The sequence below is a fragment of the Bacteroides sp. GD17 genome (assembly GCF_038448625.1).
In the GTDB taxonomy this organism is placed as follows: Bacteria; Bacteroidota; Bacteroidia; order Bacteroidales; family Bacteroidaceae; genus Bacteroides.
The window spans coordinates 19,555-41,903 of the sequence record NZ_JBCEZS010000010.1 but is presented as its reverse complement, the minus strand read 5'-3'; the positions used below and the strand labels follow the sequence as shown (position 1 = coordinate 41,903).

The window sequence follows — 22,349 nt, the reverse complement described above, 5'->3', positions numbered from 1 at the left end:
TGAATATGAAGTGTAGCATATTAAATAAAAGTATATAAGAAAAAAACTGATAGATTGCGTTGAACCTTTAAATAAAAAACTTATATTTGTCGAAAACAGTAAAGTGTTAATGTAATGAAAACGAATAATTGGACATAGCTTTATAACAGTCCCTGCTTTCTTTTCGCAATGTGTTGTTGCTGAAATAGGTAGATCCGTGTATGAGGAAAATATATTCATTATAAAACAAAGACTATTATGAGAAGTATTTGGTTAAAAAAGTATTCCCGAATAGCATTAATGTTAGTACTGCTATTTTATGCTTGTTCGGATAATGGTGATGACAAAACGGATGAACCGGAACCTGCTGTTCCTGAAATTACAATTCCTCCCGGTACTGATTTGAAGCCGGTGATTGGGGCGGAAAGCAAAGAACCGGTATCTTTTGAATTTACCACAACTGCACCTTGGAACATATCTGTGGTTAATACGCGTGCCGATAGTTGGATTAGCGTATATCCTCTTAGTGGCGATGCCGGTAAAAACAGTATTACTATTACGGCCCAAGAAAATAAGACTTATGATGAACGTTCTGCTACCATAACTATAACTTCGGGCAATGTTAAGCAGGATATTGTAGTAACGCAGCAAGGGGCTGAACCGAAACCTGACCCCGATACGACCGGGAATACAGAGGATTTTAATCAAGATGCTCAAGATTGGTAATAAACTTAGGATAGATGATTATGAAAAAGTTAAAGATATTTTTCCAACTCTGGATTGTATTGACATTGGTTGGTTGTACAGCCGAACAATATGAAACAACTGGGGAGAAGGCTATTACAAATCTTGTGGCCACTCTTCCACCGACTACGCGTACTCATTTGAATTCTACTGCTGTGGAATGGGATGTGACGGACGAATTGGGAGTATTTAGTGATGCTCAGTCCGCCATCACCCGCTATACTTATTCTTCGAAAGCTGATAATGGGGCAATCTTTAAGGGGGATAAGGTAGAAGGTACGACTAGTTTTTATGCAATTTACCCTTATAATGCAGCTTCGACGGTAAACGGGACAAAAGTTACTTATACTTTGCCCTCCAAGCAACCTTATGTCCAAGGGAGCTTTGCACCAGGTATCTGCCCGATGGCGGCAACAAGCAGCGACCAGAATTTCTTTTTTAAACAGACTTGCGGGCTTATTCGTTTGAATCTAACGGGTAATGGTACTGTAAAGAAAATAGTCCTGCAAGGAAATAATAATGAAGTACTTGCCGGTACCGGAGAAATTGACTTGGCTGCAACTCAGCCGGAGTTCTCTATCTCTGCAAATGCTTCGGAAACCAGCAAAAGTATTAGCGTAGACTGTGATATACAGCTGTCTGCAACGGCTACAGTCTTTTATTTTGTGATTCCGGCTCAGAATTTTACAAAGGGGCTGAATATTACAGTATCCGGAACTTTTGACGGGCAAGAGAAAGAGCTGGTAAAGAACACAGATAAGTTGGTGGAAGTGTCGCGAGCTATGATCAAGAACTTCACTGTAGTAGATACTGACGAATTGTTGAATGAAGGTGGAAACTCGCAACGAGATGTACTTGTTGCCTTCTATGAAGCTATGGGCGGTGATAAATGGACGAAGAAAACGAATTGGTGTACGGATGCAGATCTCAGTCAATGGGAGGGGGTTTCTGTAGATTATCAAGGAAATGTGATAGGGCTTTATCTGAGGGCGAATAACTTGGTTGGCGAGATTCCTGCTTGTATTGGAGAATTGACAAAATTGACTTTACTTTCTTTAGATTCAAATGAAGGCATTACTGGAAGTATTCCGGAAACATTCTTTAATTTGACTGAGCTAAATTGGATTGACCTGAGTTATTGCCAGCTGTCCGGAACAATTCCGACTTCTTTTGTAAAGTTGGAAAAGCTGGAATATTTGTTTCTCGAGTATAACAAATTGTCTGGAGATATTCCTAAGGAAGTATCATCTATGCCGATTTGGCAGCGTTGCGGTTGGGGATGCGTTAGTCAGCGGGATGGTTATGGCTTCACATTCTCCACTTTCAATCTTACATTGCAGAATTTCACTTATCCGGTATTGGGAGGTGGAAGTGTGAATAGTTTGGAGGTAGCTTCGTCTCACCAATATACTGTGGTATATGTCTGGGCTACGGGGTGTTCGTTTAGTATGGCCTATCATCCTACTCTGGCAGGACTATATAGCCGTTATAAAAATCATGGGCTGGATGTGATTGGAATATGCTTTGATGGAAAAGAGAATACGTCGACGGCAGAAAGTCTTATTCAGAGCAATAAGATGGACTGGCATAATATTTTGCAGGATATTCCAGAGTTTCCGATATATTCTTTCCCTACCGTCCTGATGTTCGATAAAGATGGGAAATTGGTTTTCCATAGTAGTGTGCACAATAGAGAAACGCTACCTGATAAATTGAAAGAATTGTTGGGTGAAGGGGATACCCCCCAATATTATGAATCTACGGATTATAGTAAGGATGGCAAGGTTGTGACTTTGCAGACTGCCACTCAGCCTAGTGGAGGAGCGGGTATTGATATCGTTATGATGGGTGATGGCTTTTCTGACCGGAAAATAGCTGATGGTGACTATGAGCGAGTGATGAGAGAAGGTATGGAAGCTTTCTTTAGTGAAGAGCCATATCGGTCGTTCAGAGATTATTTTAATGTCTATTATGTGATTGCCGTGTCAAAGAATGAAGAATATATGCCTGATACGGAAACCAAATTTGGGTGTAGTTTTGGAGAGGGAACTTACGTTGAGGGTAATGATAATTTGTGTTTTGAGTATGCACAGAAGGTTCCGGGATTAGGTGCTAAGGGATTGGACGATGCTTTGATTATTGTAATGCTTAATTCTGCTCGTTACGCAGGTACTTGTTTCATGTATTATAATACTGGCATGACAAGCGATTATGGACGCGGTGTTTCTGTAGCTTATTTCCCGATAGGAACATCGTCAGAAAGTTTAAGTCCTCTTTTATTGCATGAGGCTGGTGGTCATGGGTTTGCTAAGCTGGATGATGAGTATGCTTATGAATATCGTGGAGAAATACCTTCAGCGACGGTTAGCGAGTCAATATCTTTGTACGAAAATTTTGGCTGGGGAAAGAATGTGGACTTTACTTCTGATCCTACTCAGGTGAGATGGACGAAATTCCTATCCGATTCACGCTATGCCAACCAGGGGCTGGGTGTGTTCGAAGGAGCATGTACTTATTGGAAAGGGGCATATCGGCCTACAGACAATAGTATTATGAATACCAATACGGGAGGGTTCAACGCTCCGTCGCGTGAGGCCATTTATTATCGGATTCATAAATTGGCCTATGGTGAAAATTGGACTTATGACTATGAAAGCTTTGTGGAGTGGGATGCAAAGAACCGGAGTGTTACGCGTGTGCCTCAGGTTCCGAGAAAGGATTTCGTACCATTACATCCACCTGTGAAGATTCAGGGCACTTGGAAACATTAATATAAATCAAAAGAAGAGGTACTTCCGCTAAACAGGAGGTGCCTCTTTTTTTAGGAGGATTATACCTTTTGTTCATAGAAAAAACATTTATACATTTTGTTTTGCGAGTTTTATAAGATGTTTTCCTTATCTTTGCCGCCCATTTACGTTCTATAGAGGTAGAATTAAGGTCTGTTTAAACTTTGTAGATGATAATGAAATGAGAGAGAGTTTTTTATAGTATTAAATAGATTTTTTGCATTGATGAAACTTAAAACAATCTTGCCGATAATGGCAGCCACTACGATTTTGCTGTGTGAGCCTGCTGTTTTGTTGCATGCCGGACAGTCTGAATCAGCCTCTTTGGAGGCCGCAGGATGGCTCCGAAAGAAGAAAAAGAAGAGTGAAGCCAAAGACAGTGTTCAGTCTAAAAGCGAGTATGAGAAACTGACGGGGAATGGTGCCATCGTTCGCACCGGTATGTTCAACGTTTACCAGAAAAAGAATGATTATTATTTCGAAGTACCTGCCCGGCTGCTGGGGCGCGATATGCTGGTAGTAAACAAGTTGCAGCGTGTTCCTTCCGAACTGAATGAAGCCGGTGTAAACCGCGGTACGAACTACGAGAACCAGATGGTACGTTTTGAACTGGACAAGGCTGCGGGCAAACTGCTGGTACGCCAAAGCCGCCCCCTGCCGCTGGCACCGGATGAAGATGCCATACGGCAATCGGTGCTAGATAATTATATTTCTCCGCTGATAGCAGGCTTCAAGATAGAGGCGTTCAACCGCGATTCTACCACGATGGTGGTCAAGGTGAACGATATCTACGATGGTACGGAGACAAGTATCAATAATGTCTTTACGAACATCAACCTGGGTACATCCGCCATCAAGAACTTATCACGCATACTTTCCATCAAGTCTTTTGAGAACAATGTGGTGGCAACTTCCGAGTTGACTACCAAAGTGACCGAAGGAACAACGACGGTATTTGTAACGGTAGAAGTCAGTTCCTCGCTGCTGTTGCTTCCGGAGCAGCCGATGATGGGGCGTCTGGATAATCCGCGTGTGGGCTATTTCACCAATCCTTTGCTGAGCTACAGTGACGGGCAGCAACGCGTGGACAAGAAACCGTTCATCACCCGCTGGCGCCTGGAACCGAAACCCGAAGACCGGGAGCGTTACCTTCGCGGCGAATTGGTGGAACCGGCCAAACCGATTGTGTTCTATATCGAAAATTCCACTCCCCGCCGTTGGAGGAAATACATCAAGCAGGGTATTGAGGACTGGCAGGCAGCCTTCGAGCGCGCCGGTTTCAAGAATGCTATCATAGCCAAGGAACTGACCGACAGCATGAATGTAGATGCGGACGACGTGAATTATTCCGTACTGACGTATGCCGCTTCTACCAAAGCCAATGCCATGGGGCCTTCCGTGCTCGACCCGCGTTCGGGTGAGATTCTGGAGGCGGACATCATGTGGTGGCACAATGTCCTGGGCATGCTTCAGGAATGGATTACGGTACAGACCGGTGTGGTGCGTCCCGAAGCTCGAGGCGTCAAGTTGCCGGATGAATTGATGGGCGACGCCATGCGCTTTGTGGCCTGTCACGAGGTGGGGCATTCGCTGGGATTGCGTCACAACATGATTGCTTCGTGGGCTTTCCCCACCGACTCGTTGCGCTCCAAGACCTTTACCGACCGCATGAATAGCACTTCTTCTTCCATCATGGACTATGCCCGCTTCAACTATGTGGCGCAGCCGGGAGATGGGGTGACGGTTCTTTCTCCGCACATCGGTCCTTATGATCTGTTTGCCATAGAATACGGCTATCGCTGGTATGGCAAGGCGACGCCGGAGGATGAGAAAGACCTGCTTGCCGACTTCCTGAGCCGGCACACCGACCGTCTTTATAAATACAGTGAGGCGCAGGACGTCCGCGACGCCGTAGACCCCCGTGCACAGAACGAAGACTTGGGCGATGACGCCGTTCGCTCTTCCCTGCTGGGCATTGAGAACCTGAAGCGCATCGTACCCCAAATTATCCAATGGACCACGACCGGCGAGAAGGGGCAGACGTACGAAGAAGCCTCCCGCCTGTATTACGCCGTAATCAATCAGTGGAACAATTACCTTTATCACGTCCTGGCCAATATCGGCGGTATCTATATAGAGAATACCACCGTGGGCGACGGGCAGAAAACCTATACTTTCGTCGAGAAAGAGAAGCAGCAGGCTGCCTTGAAGTTCTTGCTGGAGCAGGTGCTGACGTATCCGAAGTGGCTGTTCGACACCGAAGTGGGAGAGTACACGTACTTGTTGCGCAACACTCCGCTTGGGGTGGTAGAGAATGCGCCGACGCAGGTGCTGAAGAATGCGCAGTCGTACATCCTTTGGGATTTGCTCTCCAATAACCGCTTGATGCGTATGCTCGAGAACGAATCGGTGAACGGCAAACGGGCTTTCACCGTGGTGGACTTGATGGACGGCTTGCATCGCAGCATCTTTGCTACCACAGAGCGTGGCGCCCTGCCCGATGTGATGACACGTGCCTTGCAGAAGAACTTCGTGGATGCGCTGATTACCGCTGCTGCCGAGAGCGAAGGCGTGAAGATTAACAAGAAGCTGATGGAGAATCACTTCCTGCTGGACCACCGGATGTCGTTCTGCAGCCACGACGAGCATGCCTGCAAAGCATTGGATGCCGAGCGCATGGGAGCTCCGCGTGAACTGAATTTCTACGGTTCGCAGATAAACCGCGTGTCGGATGCCATCTCGGTGAAGCGCGGTGAACTGCTTCGCATCAAAGATTTGCTGCAAAGCCGTCTGGGCACGACGGACGTGGCTACGAGGTATCATTATCGGGATTTGATTTTGCGTATAAACACAGCATTGGGCATCAAATGATATTTTCCAGGGGTCGAATTGTTTGCATTCGTTAGCAATTAAGCGCTCGTGGAGGTTGGATATTTCACATACGTTAGTACTGGAGCTCTCGCGGAGGTTTTCGAGCCTCTGTAGGTGCCACGAGAGCTCCCGTGGAGGTTTCCGGGTACTCTGCAGGTGCCACGAGAGCTCCCGCGGAGGTTTCCGAGCCTCTGCAGGTGCCACGAGAACTCCCGTGGAGGTGTCCGAGCACTCGGCAGGGTTCGCGAGAGCTCCAGGTGAGGTGTCCGAGCATCATTTCACATTCCGCGCCCCTAAATTCCCATTGATAGGATATTATTTCAATAGAGTATGAATCATTTTAATTGTACACACATGGAAAAACGTTTATTCATCGTTTTGCTATGCCTGCTGGGTGCTTTGTCTTCGGCCTTCGCTGCGGACAGGACGGTGCGAGGCGTAGTTATTTCTTCAGAAGATAACCTTCCGCTTATCGGTGCCTCCGTCTACGTGACGACGGACGACCTGAAAAAGGCCGGAAGCACTCAGCCGACAATCGGTGTCATCACCGATATAGACGGTCGGTTCTCTATCGACATCCCTTCGGGAGTAACCCGTTTCTTTTGCAGCTATGTAGGCTACGACGTTCAGGAGATATCGCTTGTTCCGGGCAAGGAGCAGTACGAAATCACACTCCACGCCTCGGCCCAGATGCTGGATGCCGTCGTCGTCACCGGCTATCAGACTGTGGAACGCCGCAAACTGACGGCAGCCGTCTCAAAGCTGGATATTTCCGACGAGACGGTCGGCGCCGTGAAGAGCATCGACCAGGCACTTGCCGGTCAGGTGGCCGGACTTTCCGTAAGCACCGCATCCGGTTCGCCGGGTGCTCCGGCAAAGATCCGCATCCGTGGTACCGCTTCGCTGAATGGTACCCAGGACCCTCTGTGGGTGCTGGATGGCATCCCCTTGGACGGAACCGACATTCCCCAACTGGACGAGTTGAACGACGTAGCCAATATGAAGCAATCTTCCATCGCCGGCTTGAACCCTGCCGATATCGAGAACATCACCGTTCTGAAAGACGCCGCCGCCACTGCCATCTACGGCGCACGAGCTGCCAATGGCGTCATCGTCATCACGACGAAGAAAGGTAAAGTAGGCAAACCCGTCGTCAGTTTCTCCTCCAAGTTCACCTATACCCCCACGCTCAGCCTCGACCGCTTGAATCTGATGAACTCCGCGGAGAAGGTCGGCCTGGAGCTCGACTTGATTCGCAACAACTATTCGCCCGATAATCATAAAGGAGGCGTCTACGGCATACTCTCGCGGAGCAAGGAGCTTGCCGCTTTCCAGACGGGAGGTTGGGATGCGTTGAGCAGCGGAACGCAGGCTGACATAAACCGCCTGAAAAGCATCAATACCGATTGGAGCGACATCCTTTTCCGCGATGCTTTCAATCAGGAGTATAACCTGAGCCTCTCCGGCGGTACCGAGAAAGTGACCTACTACACCTCCTTCGGCTATTCCAAAGAAAATGGCAACGTGAAGGGGGTAGGCATGGATCGCTTCAACGTCGTAGGAAAGACTTCCTATAAGTTGAACCGGATTTTGAAGCTGGGCGTCTCCCTGTTTGCCAACCGCCGTAAGAACACCAACTCTCTGACGGATAAGTATGGCATGTCCAATCCGGTGTTCTACTCGCGTAAGGCCAACCCTTACTTTCAACTCTACGATGAGCTTGGAAACTATAACTACGACTACGACATCCAGCGGAATACCGATACCGACCTCGGCTTCAACATCCTGGAAGAGCGCCGGAATACCTCCAACGAGAGCACCATCAACTCCCTCTCCTCCATCTTCGACGCCGAGCTGCGCTTCAACGACAAGCTGAAGCTGACTTCCCAATTCGGTTATCAGCTGGAGAAGACCTCCAAAGAGGAAATTGCCGACTGGGAAAGCTTCACGATGCGCGACCTCTATAAACTGAGCGAATACACCCAAAACGGTGTGGAGAAGCACTTCCTGCCCGAAGGCGGCATGCAGAAATCTTACGAGAACACCAACTCCCAGATGACCTGGAAGACGATGGGAGAGTATCGCGACAGCTTCAACGACATCCACGAGCTGGAAGTGATGGTCGGCACGGAGCTGCGCAAGACCTGGTACGAAACGTTGTTCTCCGCCGGATATGGTTTCGACCGCAAGACGCTGACCACCAAACCGGTCATCTTCCCCAACGAAACCTATGCCAAGCTATTCCCGCTCCACGAAACTACCTATAAGGAGAATGCTTACGTCTCTTTCTTCTCCACGGCATCCTACTCGTTGCTGAACCGCTACACCCTGGGCGGAAGTATCCGTTTCGACGGCTCCGACCTCTTCGGCGTAGACAAGAAGTACCGTTATCTTCCGCTCTATTCCGTCAGCGCTTTGTGGCGTTTGTCTCAAGAGCCGTTCATGCAGCAGGCCCGTTGGATAGACAATCTCGTGTTCCGTGCTTCTTACGGTTTGCAGGGTAATATCGACAAGAACACGTCCCCTTTCCTGCTGGGCAAGTATCGGGTAGAAAGTATTCTGCCCGGTACATCGGAAGATATGATCGACATCAACTCTGCCCCCAACAAGAAGCTCCGTTGGGAAAAGACCCAATCCATGAACGCCGGCTTCGACTTCTCAGTGCTGAACCAGGCCATCAACCTCAGCGTAGACTACTACTACCGTAAGGGCACCGACCTGATTGCCCTGCACATGCTCCCCCTCGAAACCGGTTTTACTTCGATGAACGTCAACTGGGCAAGTATGGAGAACAAGGGTGTGGAAGTCAGCTTGTCTACGCGCAACATCACGACGAAGAACTTCTCCTGGTACACCGTCTTCAACTTTGCCTACAACGGCAACAAGGTGCTGCACGAAAACATCCCCGAGCAGCAGACCACTCCCGGACGTGAAGGATATCCCGTAGGTGCCATCTTTGCCTTGAAGACGGCCGGACTGGACGACAAGGGCAACATGATGTTCTACAATCCGCAGGGCGAGAAGGTAAGCCTGAAGGAGCTTTACCGCCTGGTAGACGAATGGGGGATAGGCATTGCCTCGTCCAACGTGACGCCTGCCGAAGAGCGCTCTTTCTATTCTTACATCGGCAGCCAGGATGCTCCCTACACGGGTGGCTTCATCAATACGTTCAGCTATAAGAACTGGGAATTGAGTGCCAACTTCTCCCTCACCTTCGGAGGATATGTGCGTACCCAGCCCACATACGACATCATCCAGCCGGACTATGGCAAGAACTATAACCGCGATATCCTGAACCGCTGGACACCCGAGAATTCGAACGCCACACTGCCTGCACTGGTGACGAGCACCGCCAACCCGGAAGAATACTCCTGGTACGACTCTAAAACCATCTGGAGAGATTTGGATATCTGGGTGAAGAAGCTCAACTACGTACGTTTGCAGAACCTGCGCCTGGGTTACCGCGTTCCAGAACTCTTGACGAAGCGCTTGGGCATGAACTCGGCAACGGTAGCCGTCGAGGGACGCAATCTGTTTGTATTCGGTTCGGGCTACAACAACTATATGGATCCGGAGTCGATGTACAATCCCTTTGCAACTCCGGTACCCAAGTCCGTCACGCTTAGTTTGAGTTTGAATTTCTAAAACAAGAAGATTATGAAGAAAATAATAAATCTGATGATAATGAGTTGCGTGCTCCTGCTTGCGGCTTGCGACAACTATCTGGATATTCAGCCTACCGGTAGTGTTATCCCTAACTCGCTGGCTGAGTATAGAGCCTTGCTGGCACGCTCTTATAAGAATGTAAGTAACCTCAGCGACCGGGGTATGGCCTGCTTTCGTTCCGACGAGATGCAGGTGGGGGATAATGAGTACGACCAGAACTACTATATGGACATAGAGCGTTGGAACGATGTAGCCCCCAATGCTTATACTACGCCGTTTGAGTGGGCAAAGTATTACAATGTGCTTTTTATTGCCAACCATATCATTGAAAACAAGTCCGACATCAAGGAAGGCAGTGAGGCGGATGTCAACCAGTTGGTGGGCGAGGCTTATATGCTTCGTGCCTATATGCACTTCCTGCTGGTGAATCTTTACGGTCAGCCTTATACCAAACCGGGAGCCTTGGACACGAAGTCCGTACCGCTAAAGCTGGACACAGACTTGGAGAAAGTATTGAGTCGTAATACCGTGGGCGAAGTTTATACTTCCATTCAGGCCGATATTGACGTGGCCCGTTCGCTGATTACGGAAAGCGCGTGGGAAGAGAAATACTCCTATCGCTTCAGTACGGCATCTGTCAAGGCGTTCCAGTCTCGCGTATCTCTGTATAAAGGAGAATGGCAGGCTGCCTGGGATGCTGCCGAGGCTGCACTTGCCGAGAAGTCTGCTTTGGAAGATTTGAACAACGAGTCCGCCGCTCTGCCCAATTACTATAACTCCATAGAGAATATCACTGCCTTAGAGATGCCTTTAAGCAATTCAGTGAACAGAGCAGCTTTGGCAACGCCTTCTTTCCTTGCTCTCTACTCTGACAACGACCTTCGTCTGGACAAATATTTTGCCGAACCCGACGGAAACGGTTTCCGGAAGAACCGGAAAGGAGGGAGCAACAACTATCTGTGTACCTTCCGCGTTGGCGAGATGTACCTGAATGCTGCCGAAGCTGCTGCCCGCTTGGACCAACTGTCCCAGGCACGTACCCGCCTGCTGGAACTGATGCAGAAGCGTTATACTCCGGAAGCTTACTCTGCCAAAGCTGCCGCCGTCCATGAAATGGGTAAGGATGCCCTGATACAGGAAGTTCTGAACGAACGCGCCCGTGAACTCGCTTTCGAGGGACATCGCTGGTTCGATCTTCGCCGTACCACCCGTCCCCGCCTGGAGAAGGTGCTTGGCGGGCAAACTTATGTACTCGAGGCGGATGACGCCCGCTATACACTTTCCATCCCGAAAGAGGCAACGGAGGCAAACCCGGGATTGCTGAATTAATCTGAGGCTACAGAATTAAAAGTTGAACAAGTCTTCTACACCCTACACCCTTTTCGCTGAAACCCTTTATTCATGCAGGATGGAGAGGGTGTATAAGAGGTGTAGGAGAACCTGAAAAGGTGTATAAGGACTTTTTATTTGCGGCATTCTTCGATTACTTTGCCTTGGTGTAATGTTGCATTGCCTTATGTATAATATAGTATTGCCTTGTGTATAATGCAGTGATGCCATAAGCAGAACTTCGGTTTGTAGTTGCGGGCTTTACGGGGGACAACTGTCCCCCGGAGAGCCCGCAGTTCGCAACCGTTCGGCCCACGGCTGCAAAACGAAGTCTTGCTTATGGCATCGCGGCATTTTCTCTTATGTATAGTGGTATTATTGCCTGTACAATTCGGCATTTCTCCCTTGAATTTTAAATTGAAACATGAAGTAACTCGACATACTTTATGTACCTTTGTGCCCGATTTCAATAAATGATCGTACGACTATGATACAGAGCCAAAGACCACCGGTTCGCAGAATCGCTTTTCCTATCCTTATTGCGTTGAGTATTTCTCACTGTCTGAATGATATGCTGCAATCTGTTATTTCGGCAACATATCCTTTATTTAAAGATGATTTATCTTTGAGCTTTGCCCAGATTGGCTTGATAACATTGGTGTATCAAATGTCGGCATCCGTGTTTCAGCCGCTTATGGGGCTGTTCTTTGACAAGCGTCCCATTGCCTGGTCGCTGCCGATTGGCATGAGTTTTACGCTGGTCGGAATATTGAACCTGGCGTTTGCCACTAACTTGTATTGGCTGATGGCTTCTGTGTTTGTCGTGGGAATCGGTTCTTCCGTATTGCATCCGGAGGCTTCGCGCATCACTTTCCTGGCTTCCGGTGGAAAGCGCGGGCTGGCTCAATCCCTCTTCCAGGTAGGCGGAAACCTGGGCGGCTCGCTGGGACCCTTGCTGGTGGCACTGCTGGTGGCTCCTTACGGAAGGCATCACATCGCTTTATTCTCCATCTTTGCCGTGGCGGCTATTTTGGTAATGATACCTATCTGCCGCTGGTTCAGCGCTTATCTGAATCATTTGAAGAAGCGTCCGGCGATTGCTGAGAGAGAAGTAGCACGTCCTCTTTCTTCAAGAATGACGTCATTTGCTATTATCATTCTGCTGATACTTATATTTTCCAAGTATATCTACATGGCCAGTTTGACGAGTTACTATACTTTCTATCTTATTCATAAATTCGGTGTCAGCATCCAGCAGTCGCAGTTGTTCCTGTTTGTTTTTCTGGTAGCCACTGCATTGGGTACCTTGATCGGAGGTCCGGTAGGCGACAAGATAGGGCGCAAGTATGTGATTTGGGTTTCCATTCTCGGAACGGCGCCGTTCAGTCTTCTCATGCCGCACGTCGGGCTTCTGTGGACGGTTGTGCTCAGTTTCTGTGTCGGTCTGATACTTTCTTCTGCTTTTCCTGCCATTCTATTGTATGCACAAGAGTTGCTTCCTAATAAATTAGGACTTATCTCCGGGCTGTTCTTTGGTTTTGCCTTCGGCATTGCGGGCATTGCTTCGGCGGTATTGGGGAATATGGCGGATATGTTCGGTATAGAATCTGTTTATAATGTGTGTGCCTTCATGCCTTTGCTGGGGTTGGTGGCGTGGTTCTTGCCTGATTTGAAGAAGGCGCAGGGTTGATAAATGGAAATATCTGAAGATACTATACTGGAAGGCTTATAGATGAATGCATTGTCAAAATTGAAAGTCTGTAATATTGAGGGGTTGGATAGAAGCGATCCTTTTTATATACGAAGGCTGATAAATAGGAGATCTGAAATTTTACTGGCTTGTTTCTTGACTCAAATTTATAGTCATTTTACCATTATGATGCTTCATCGTAGTTTGGCTATGATGGGGAATAATTCATATGCAGAAGCGGAAAAATCAGCGAATTTGTTCGGCTCTATATTTAAGCTTGATGTGAAACCGGAGGATATGATGCATCATTCTGATGAGGAGATAAATAATTCTTTGGCTGATTATGATAAGATGTGTCATTATCTTGATTCATTAGAGCGTTTGGGGATAGATCAAGAAGATGTCATTGCTTTCTGTAAACATGTTGAGTATAATAGTGAAATGGGGCTTGCATGGTATCAGGCTCAATGCAACTTGCATTATAAATATTATGCAGAGGCTGTTTTAAGCTATTTATTGGATTTGTGTACTTATGATGAGATGGCCGAGCAATTCTTTGAATATAGTCTGTTTACACAGAAAAAGTCTCCGGCTAAAGTCCGGCGTTTTATAAAAGACTTGAAAAGAGTCCTGGATTTGTTTTATGAAATCTCTGCAAAAAGAATGCGTAGAAAAATCTCCGGTATGCTCGAATACCGGAGATAATTGTCATAAGAAACAGCTATTAACTTGTAATAGACAACGAGCTTATCTTATTTCCAATTTCTTTTAATGCACGATTGAATGTGGCAATCTCTTCATGGTTTAAAGTGTAAACTTTTCCACGTACTTTGTTTCCGTTTATACGTTGATAGAGCCATGCGGCACTCTTGCCAAAATAGTTTTTCGCAATGTAGGAAAGAGGCAATATGTCGGTAACTTCTTTAAGTTGATCTTTTATCTTTAGTTCATATTCTATGCGGCCGAGACTTTCTTTTATTTCGTTTACTCCTTCCTCATACCAAGTCTGTGCCACAGCCTTATCTTCGGCAGTCATCTGAAAGATTTTCAGTTCTTCTTCCAATGCATTTAGCCTTTTTCGTTCTTCCGCATTCATAGAGCCCATTAGCGGCTTCATCTCTGATAAAATCTCTTGTATTGTTCTCATATAATGATGCTTTTTAAGGATACTCTTGCGGAGCATCCAGTTGGTTCTTACTTCTTTTCTTTTAGCAATCTACTTAAGTCATCCAACATCAGGTTCATTTGCCTTTCTTTTTCTTTAGGAGAAATTCCTAAATAGGGTGTTATTCTTATGTAGTCGGCAATTTTCTGTTTTATTTTCTCAATTTCTTGCTTTAGTTCTTCATCTGTCATTACTTGTTCTTTAAGAGTTAATAATCTGTTTCTTTATGACATTACAAATGTACATAATGAATTTGTTATGTGCAAACTCAACATGGAATATTTTTCGTTATTTCACATGTTGTTCTTGTTTTTGCATTACGTAATATCTTAAAAAGAAGGTTGGATGGGAAATGACTTTAGACAAAATGTCGTATTTTTGCATATTATGTGACGGTAGAGTATGTGAAATATGAAAGTTTTAGTTGAAAGTTTTAAATAATAATAGTATGCCTATCATCGAAATATCATCTTTGACTTATCCCGGAGTGGAGATATTCAGCACACTCACTGAGGCCCAGTTGCGCAACCGCCTCGAACCCGAAAAGGGGCTGTTTATAGCCGAGAGTCCCAAGGTCATCAAGGTGGCTTTGGATGCCGGATATGAGCCATTAGCCCTTTTGTGCGAGCAGAAACATATTACCGGTGATGCTGCCGACATTATAGAGCGTTGCGGCGATATTCCTGTCTATACGGGAGACAGGGAGCTGCTGGCTACATTGACCGGATATGTCCTGACACGTGGCGTTCTTTGTGCCATGCGTCTTCCTGCTCCGCGAAGCATGGAAGAGGTCTGTCGGGGAGCCCGGCGTATTGTGGTCATCGACGGAGTAGTGGACACTACCAATATCGGCGCTATCTTCCGTTCGGCCGCTGCCCTTGGCATGGATGCTGTATTGCTGACGCGCAACTCTTGCAGTCCGTTGAATCGGCGTGCGGTCAGGGTATCTATGGGTTCGGTTTTTCTTGTGCCATGGACTTGGTTGGATGGTTCCCTCAAAGATTTGGGTAAGTGGGGCTTTCGCACAGCAGCCATGGCGCTCACGGACAATTCCATTTCCATTGATGATCCCGTCTTAGCAGCCGAGCCTAAGCTGGCCATTGTGATGGGTACCGAAGGAGACGGCCTTTCGCACGAAACGATTGCCGAAGCGGATTATGTAGTCCGTATTCCTATGTCCCACGGTGTTGATTCGCTCAATGTGGCCGCTGCATCTGCCGTAGCTTTCTGGGAACTTCGTGCGGGAAGATAGCATTTCGGCTGAGGAAAATTCAAACAGGCTCTTTATTTATCCAATAAAATCCCGTATCTTCGAGGTAAGAAAGTGTACAAGAGAACTTTATAATTATAAGAATATGAAGAACTACAAACAAATGCTTTATTGTGCAGCACTTGCAATGCTGACGGCTTGTAGCACTGCTGACAAGAAAAACACAGGGAAACTGATTGATGCGCTCGATGACGAAGCGTGGAAAAATTCAGAGTGGATTTCGGTAGTCGATGCTCCTATAGTGACGGGCATTGTAAACGATGCTACGCGTGCAGCGGACGGTGCCAGTTGGTTTGTCTCCACGCTGACCAACGAAAACGAGGTGGAACGCGTAGAGTGGATGACAGTAGGACTGGGAGTCTACGATTTGTACGTCAATGGAACACTTGTCGGTAATGAGGTGCTCAAACCGGGTTTTACCCACCCGCTCAAGACCAAACGCTCGTTTACGTATGATATCACCGATGCTTTCGACACACGCTCAGGAGCTACGAATCAGTTAGCCGCGCAGGTAACGCCCGGCTGGTGGGGCGACAAGATTGTCACACCCGGTGGAAGTCAAGGCATGTATGGTACGAAGTGCGCGTTTCGTGGTGTATTGCGTGTGAGCTATACAGATGGAACGACACGTCTTTTGGGGACAAATACCGACACATGGCAAGCAGGTATAGCCGGACCGGTGAAACATGCCGCCATCTTTGACGGAGAAGTCTACGATGCCCGCGAAGCACAAGGCTTTCTCACTCCGGAACGGCTCTCCAAACCGGAAGTGAACCGTGAATTTCAAGGGCAGATCCGTCCCAACAATGGCGCGGAGGTCTATATGCGTCCTGACATTGCACTTGCACCCGTAAAAGCCTACATCTGGCAAGAGGTGACAGGACAGAATGAAGATGCTTATGGCAAGGTGGTCATTAAGAAAGAGTTTGCAGAGGGAGAGCCCATGCAGGTAAATCCGGGCGAGAACCTGGTGGTGGACTTCGGACAGAATGCAGCTGCGGTACCGGAATTCCTGTTTCAGGCAAAGGAGGGCGCAACGCTTCATTGCGTAACATCGGAGTTGCTCAACGACGGGAATGGGGCGAAGAGCAGAGGCATGGACGGTCCGGAAGGTAGCGTACATCGCCTTAATCTGCGCATACCGGATACGGGCATGATGCTCGACTATACCTTTGCGGCAGGAGAGAAGCCAGTCTCTTACCGTCCGCGAAATACGTTCTTTGGTTATCGTTTCCTCTCCATCACCGTTACGGAACCGGTAGTTATCAAGCAGATACGTAGTGTTCCCGTTACGTCCATTGCCCAAGAAATGGAAACAGGGCACATCACTACGGGGAATGAGCTGGTGAACAAACTTATCTCAAATACTTATTGGGGACAATTATCCAACTACTTGTCCATTCCCACCGACTGTCCACAGCGCAACGAACGCTTGGGATGGACGGCCGACACACAAGTGTTTGCCGAGACAGGTACATTCTTTGCCAACACGAGCCGCTTCTTTCATAAGTGGTTGCAAGACTTGCGCGACACCCAGTCTTCTACGGGTGGCTATCCCGGTGTAGCTCCCTTTGCACAGTATGGATGCGGAGACAGCGATATGATGCGCCTTGGCTGGGCTGATGCCGGAATCATCGTGCCGTGGGTTGTCTGGAAACAATTTGACGACAAACAAGTCATTGAGGAGTCATGGGAGTCGATGGAACGTTTCATGAACCACGTGGCAGAAACGAAGTACGATCACAATGCCCTTAAAAACGAGAACGGAAATTATCAATGGGCAGACTGGCTGAGCTATGAACCGCTGGAGAGCTGTAGCGGACGTGCCTTCGGCCCGGAAGGTCCTCTTCCGGAGGCTGTGGATTACTGGAATTACCTGTGCGCCAGCTATTGGCTGATGGATGCCGGTATGATGTGTGATATGGCAAAAGCTACCGGACGCGACGCTTCGCGCTATGCGTCAATGGCCGATGAGGCACGGGAGTACATACGCCGGCAGTTCTTTACTTCTGAAGGCGAGTTCAAAACTGCCATCTTGAATACCATGCAGACCCCTGCTTTGTTTGCCCTGAAGAACAATATCCTGGAAGGCGCAGCAAAAGAGCACATGATTGCCCGCCTGCGCCAGAACTTCAAGGAACACAGCAATTGCTTGCAGACCGGTTTCTTAGGTACCTCTATCCTTATGGCCACACTTACCGAAAACGGCATGTCCGACATCGCTTACGAACTTCTCTTCCAACGTAAAAATCCATCGTGGCTCTATTCTGTCGACAATGGCGCCACTACCATCTGGGAACGCTGGAACAGTTATATGATAGAGGAAGGCATGGGGCCCCGTGGCATGAACTCATTCAATCACTACGCTTATGGTTGTGTATGCGAATGGTTATGGGAGACTGCGGCTGGTATCGCCGCCGATCCTTCGCAACCGGGGTTCCGCCATATTATCATGCGCCCCGTGCCCGATCGCCGTTTAGGTCACCTCACGGCCGAATATCAGTCGGCGGCAGGACTTATCAAAAGCTCATGGAAGTATGAGGGTAATACGTGGCAGTGGACATTTACCATTCCGGAAGGAGCAACGGCCGATGTTACGTTTCCCGGTGAGACTGTAGCCAGGGAATACGGTTCGGGTACTCATACCTTGAGTGTGAAGATGTAAAAGCCGAGAAATTTCCCTTCATCTTATTACTGCAATGATTTCAGAAATCATTGCAGTAATAATTTCAGAGATCATTGTAGCAATGATTTCTGAAATCATTCAAAATACTCTATAGCGCTTCGTGCGGGAAGATAGCATTATTTTTGTCATATTGAATTTTAATAGAATATTTTGTTTTTCAAAACGAAACTAATATCTTTGCATAAAAGAGAATGATATGAGAATAATAGCCAAAAGCAAGATAGTTGAATACTACACTGATAATCCAGATGCCGAAATAGCATTAGAGGACTGGTATCAAAAAACAAAGAAAGCAGAATGGACTTGTTTTTCTGATATGAAGAAGACATTTAATAGTGTCGATAGTGTAGGAAATCAGCACTATGTATTCAACATTAAGGGTAATAATTATCGGTTGGTTGTTGTGATTAAGTTTACTATAAAAACTGTGCTTATCCGCTTTATTGGTACTCATGCAGACTATGATAATATAAATAATACCGTAAAGGCTAAAAATGTTTAGATATGGCAAAGATTCAGAATGAAACAGCTTATAAGGCTGCAATGGAGAGGATAGAAGAACTTCTTCCATTGGTTGATGATGACACTCCTTTGACAGACAAGAATCTCATTGAATTGGATTTGCTGTCTGGGCTTGTGGAGGAGTATGAAGATGAGCACTATCCAATTAAAGTCCCCTCTTTGGTTGATGTGATAAAGTTGCGCATGTATGAGATGGGAATAAATCAGGCAAAGTTATCTGAATTACTTGGAGTGAGCACTTCACGTATTAGTGACTATCTTACCGGAAGGAGTGAGCCGACTTTGAAGGTTGCTCGTGAAATGAGCCGGAAACTGAATATTGATGCTAATATAGTGCTGGGAGTATGAGTACATATTTAAGGCTATTTGATACACAACAGCAAATATACTCTATAGCGCTTCGTGCAGGAAGATAGCATTAATAAAAAAAATATCCCCTAAGTAGTACCTCATGGTGCTATTTAGGGGATAAATTCTAAATAATCAGTTATGCATGTGGAGCGTATGAGACTCGAACTCATCACCTCGACACTGCCAGTGTCGCGCTCTAGCCAGATGAGCTAACGCCCCGTTGCCAACGTTTGCGGAGCTACCCGCATTTTTGATGGTGCAAATATAATGCATTATTCTGAAATAATTGCTATGTTTGCGAAACAATTTGAAAATTTGATTATGCTGATATATAATACCACTTATCATGTAGAGGAAGGACAAGAGAAAAACTTCCTGATCTGGATGCAGGAATACTACCTTCCCGAAGTAGAAAAGTATGGAACACTTCATGCTCCGCGCATCTCCCGTATCCTAAGCCATATTGAAGAAGGAAGCATCTGCTATTCCGTTCAGTTTGAGGTAGAAGACTCTGCTAAACTGCATCGCTGGCATCAAGAGCAGGGACTGGAGCTGAATGGGGAATTGTTGAAAATATTTGCCAACAAAGTAATCGGCTTTCCCACATTGATGGAGGTAATAGTGTGATACAGTCTGTCAAAGAAAAAATTATCTTAGGCATCGACCCCGGTACTACCATTATGGGTTACGGAGTGCTGCGCGTGACGGGCGTAAAGCCCGAAATGATAGCTATGGGCATTATCGACCTGCGTAAATTCGGCAATCATTACCTGAAGCTGCGCCATATCCACGAGCGGGTACTGAGCATCATTGAAAGTTATCTGCCCGATGAACTTGCCATCGAAGCACCTTTCTTCGGAAAGAATGTGCAGTCCATGCTGAAGCTGGGACGCGCACAAGGTGTGGCAATGGCTGTTGCCCTGAGCCGCGACATCCCTATCACGGAATATGCCCCTCTGAAGATAAAGATGGCAATTACCGGAAACGGGCAGGCATCCAAGGAGCAAGTGGCCGATATGCTGCAACGTATGCTGCACTTCCCTAAAGAAGATATGCCCACTTTTATGGATGCTACGGACGGGCTTGCCGCGGCCTACTGCCACTTTCTGCAGATGGGACGCCCTGCAGTAGAGAAAGGTTATCACGGCTGGAAAGACTTTATTGCCAAAAATCCCGATAAAGTGAAGAAATAATAGAATCCTTTAGTCATTTAATCCTGAAATTTAATATCTGAAATCTTATGAAACTGAATGAACTTGCCATTATTGGAGTAGCCGCCACAACGGTTATCAGTTGTACTCCCGCGAAGAATGAATATTCTTCGTACGAACTTTACCCCGTCCGTTCAGGCAGTCTGACGGAAATGGAATATACGCCTGTTGCCACACAATTTACATTATGGGCGCCTACGGCAGATGAAGTCCGTCTGATGTTATTCGAAGCGGGAGATGGTGGACATGCTTACGAAACCATTTCGATGGAACCATCCGAGGAAGGTACTTGGAAGACCAAGGTTGAAAAGGACTTGAAAGGCAAATTCTATACGTTCAATGTGAAAATCAAAGATAAATGGTTGGGAGATACTCCGGGCATTAATGCCAAAGCAGTGGGTGTGAACGGCAAGCGCGCAGCGATTATCGATATGGCATCGACCGACCCTGAAGGTTGGGCAGCAGACCAACGCCCTGCATTGGCTTCACCGGCAGATGTCATAATCTACGAGATGCACCATCGTGACTTCTCTGTCGATCCGTCTTCCGGCATTGAGCATAAAGGCAAGTTCCTGGCACTTACGGAAGAAGGTACCGTGAACCCGGATAATTTGGCTACAGGCATCGATCATCTGAAAGAATTGGGCGTTACGCATGTGCACATTCTTCCTTCTTACGACTATGCTTCCGTGGACGAAACCCGCCTGGACGAAAATAAATATAACTGGGGTTATGACCCGCAGAACTACAATGTGCCGGACGGCTCTTATTCTACCGACCCTTATACGCCGGAAGTCCGCATCCGCGAGTTCAAGCAGATGGTGCAGGCTTTGCACAAGGCAGGTATCCGCGTTGTATTGGATGTAGTGTACAACCACACTTTCAATACTTCCGACAGTAACTTTGAACGTACTGCTCCGGGTTATTTCTATCGTCAACGTCCGGACGGCACTTATGCTGATGGCTCTGCTTGCGGTAACGAGACGGCCAGCAATCGTCCGATGATGCGTAAATATATGGTAGAATCTGTGTTGCATTGGATAAACGAATACCACATCGACGGCTTCCGTTTCGACTTGATGGGAATTCATGATATAGAGACGATGAACGAAATCCGTAAAGCGGCAACGGCAGTAGATCCTACTATATTTATATATGGTGAAGGTTGGGCTGCATCGGCTCCGCAGATGTCGGAAGATTCTTTGGCGATGAAGGCAAATACTTATAAGATGCCGGGCATTGCCGCTTTCTCCGATGAAATGCGTGATGCGTTGCGCGGCCCGTTCAGTGACAATCATCAGGGAGCTTTCCTTGCCGGACTTCCCGGTGGGGAAGAGAGCATCAAGTTTGGTATTGTCGGCGCTATCAAGCATCCGCAAGTCAACAATGACTCTGTGAATTATAGTAAAGCTCCGTGGGCCGAGCAACCTACACAAATGATCAGCTACGTTTCCTGTCACGATGATATGTGCCTGGTGGACAGGTTGAAGTCCAGTATTCCCGGCATCACTCCTGTAGAACTGGCCAAACTTGATAAATTGGCACAGACGGCTGTATTTACTTCACAAGGTGTACCGTTTATCTATGCCGGTGAAGAGGTGATGCGCGATAAGAAAGGCGTGCACAACAGTTTCGAAAGTCCTGATTCGATAAATGCGATCGACTGGAAACGTAAGACGGAGCATGCTGATGTCTTTGCCTATTATAAAGGTTTGATACAACTTCGTAAGAAACATCCGGCTTTCCGTATGGGCGATGCCGAGCTGGTGCGCAAACACCTGGAATTCCTTCCGGTGGATGGCAGCAATGTTGTGGCCTATCGTTTGAAAGACAATGCTAACGGAGATGCATGGAGCAATATCATCGTAGCTTTGAATGCCCGCAAGGAACCTGCCAAACTGTCGGTACCTGAAGGCAAATATACTGTAGTTTGCAAAGACGGCTTCATTAATGAACAAGGTTTGGGCACGCTTTATGGTCCCGAAATCATAATTCCGGCTCAATCGGCAATGATAATATATCAGTGATTAATGATTAACGATTAGCAAATTGTTGTATCTTTGCGCCGTTTATTAA

At 47.1% G+C, this 22,349-nt stretch carries 16 protein-coding genes and 1 tRNA gene; 14 read left to right on the top strand and 3 right to left on the bottom strand.

Translation table 11 applies throughout. From position 1 onward, the window contains the following. Positions 1 to 237: 237 nt before the first annotated feature. The 7 genes from AAE250_RS15520 to AAE250_RS15490 all read left to right on the top strand — a co-directional run bounded on the left by AAE250_RS15520 (position 238) and on the right by AAE250_RS15490 (position 13,773). Entirely contained in the window at positions 238 to 705 is a 468-nt protein-coding gene (locus AAE250_RS15520) for a BACON domain-containing protein (protein WP_294599758.1), read from the top strand. A gap of 125 nt (positions 706 to 830) precedes the next feature. Beyond that, the gene (locus AAE250_RS15515) at positions 831 to 3,494 is read left to right on the top strand and encodes a M64 family metallopeptidase (protein WP_342289154.1); all 2,664 of its coding nucleotides are present in this window, start codon (positions 831 to 833) and stop codon (positions 3,492 to 3,494) included. Positions 3,495 to 3,737: 243 nt separating this feature from the next. After that, positions 3,738 to 6,383, top strand: a complete 2,646-nt coding sequence (locus tag AAE250_RS15510; protein WP_294599752.1) for a zinc-dependent metalloprotease — start codon at positions 3,738 to 3,740, stop codon at positions 6,381 to 6,383. A 354-nt stretch (positions 6,384 to 6,737) separates the two neighbouring features. Further along, entirely contained in the window at positions 6,738 to 10,028 is a 3,291-nt protein-coding gene (locus tag AAE250_RS15505) for a SusC/RagA family TonB-linked outer membrane protein (RefSeq protein ID WP_294599749.1), read from the top strand. 12 nt (positions 10,029 to 10,040) lie between these two features. Further along, on the top strand, positions 10,041 to 11,378 hold the full coding sequence (locus AAE250_RS15500) for a RagB/SusD family nutrient uptake outer membrane protein (protein WP_294599746.1): 1,338 nt from the start codon (positions 10,041 to 10,043) through the stop codon (positions 11,376 to 11,378). A 487-nt stretch (positions 11,379 to 11,865) separates the two neighbouring features. Continuing rightward, positions 11,866 to 13,068 carry an MFS transporter gene (locus tag AAE250_RS15495; protein WP_294599744.1) on the top strand — a complete coding sequence of 401 codons (1,203 nt, stop codon included), beginning with the start codon at positions 11,866 to 11,868 and terminating at the stop codon, positions 13,066 to 13,068. A gap of 42 nt (positions 13,069 to 13,110) precedes the next feature. Then, entirely contained in the window at positions 13,111 to 13,773 is a 663-nt protein-coding gene (locus tag AAE250_RS15490) for a hypothetical protein (protein WP_342289153.1), read from the top strand. Between the two features lie 19 nt (positions 13,774 to 13,792). On the opposite strand, the gene AAE250_RS15485 is transcribed toward AAE250_RS15490, so the two are convergent. After that, complete coding sequence (locus tag AAE250_RS15485; protein ID WP_294599738.1) at positions 13,793 to 14,215, bottom strand: DUF5053 domain-containing protein; 423 nt, start codon at positions 14,213 to 14,215, stop codon at positions 13,793 to 13,795. A gap of 47 nt (positions 14,216 to 14,262) precedes the next feature. Continuing rightward, the gene (locus AAE250_RS15480) at positions 14,263 to 14,424 is read right to left on the bottom strand and encodes a hypothetical protein (protein WP_294599736.1); all 162 of its coding nucleotides are present in this window, start codon (positions 14,422 to 14,424) and stop codon (positions 14,263 to 14,265) included. 257 nt (positions 14,425 to 14,681) lie between these two features. Between AAE250_RS15480 and AAE250_RS15475 the strand changes: the two genes are divergently transcribed. From AAE250_RS15475 to AAE250_RS15460, 4 genes are all read left to right on the top strand, one after another. Then, positions 14,682 to 15,485 (top strand): TrmH family RNA methyltransferase, encoded by an 804-nt coding sequence (locus AAE250_RS15475; protein ID WP_294599733.1) that lies wholly within the window; start codon positions 14,682 to 14,684, stop codon positions 15,483 to 15,485. 103 nt (positions 15,486 to 15,588) lie between these two features. Continuing rightward, positions 15,589 to 18,168: a family 78 glycoside hydrolase catalytic domain gene (locus AAE250_RS15470; protein ID WP_446715766.1), complete on the top strand. Its 2,580-nt coding sequence runs from the start codon at positions 15,589 to 15,591 to the stop codon at positions 18,166 to 18,168. 217 nt (positions 18,169 to 18,385) lie between these two features. Continuing rightward, complete coding sequence (locus tag AAE250_RS15465; protein ID WP_294599731.1) at positions 18,386 to 18,691, top strand: type II toxin-antitoxin system HigB family toxin; 306 nt, start codon at positions 18,386 to 18,388, stop codon at positions 18,689 to 18,691. A gap of 2 nt (positions 18,692 to 18,693) precedes the next feature. Continuing rightward, a complete protein-coding gene (locus AAE250_RS15460; RefSeq protein ID WP_294599728.1) occupies positions 18,694 to 19,059 on the top strand; it encodes a helix-turn-helix domain-containing protein in 366 nt (121 codons plus the stop codon). Between the two features lie 148 nt (positions 19,060 to 19,207). Here AAE250_RS15460 and AAE250_RS15455 read toward each other — a convergent pair. Then, positions 19,208 to 19,281: transfer RNA gene (locus AAE250_RS15455), tRNA-Ala, on the bottom strand. Positions 19,282 to 19,383: 102 nt separating this feature from the next. Here AAE250_RS15455 and AAE250_RS15450 point away from each other — a divergent pair. Genes AAE250_RS15450 through pulA form a run of 3 tightly spaced genes read left to right on the top strand, consistent with a single transcriptional unit; the run spans position 19,384 to position 22,300 of the window. Next, on the top strand, positions 19,384 to 19,689 hold the full coding sequence (locus AAE250_RS15450; protein ID WP_294599725.1) for a DUF4286 family protein: 306 nt from the start codon (positions 19,384 to 19,386) through the stop codon (positions 19,687 to 19,689). Beyond that, a complete protein-coding gene (gene ruvC, locus AAE250_RS15445) occupies positions 19,686 to 20,255 on the top strand; it encodes a crossover junction endodeoxyribonuclease RuvC (RefSeq protein ID WP_294599722.1) in 570 nt (189 codons plus the stop codon). Before AAE250_RS15450 ends, ruvC begins: the two co-directional genes overlap by 4 nt. Before the next feature lie 47 nt (positions 20,256 to 20,302). Beyond that, positions 20,303 to 22,300, top strand: coding sequence for a type I pullulanase (gene pulA, locus AAE250_RS15440; protein WP_294599719.1), 1,998 nt, complete (start codon positions 20,303 to 20,305; stop codon positions 22,298 to 22,300). Positions 22,301 to 22,349: the final 49 nt, after the last annotated feature.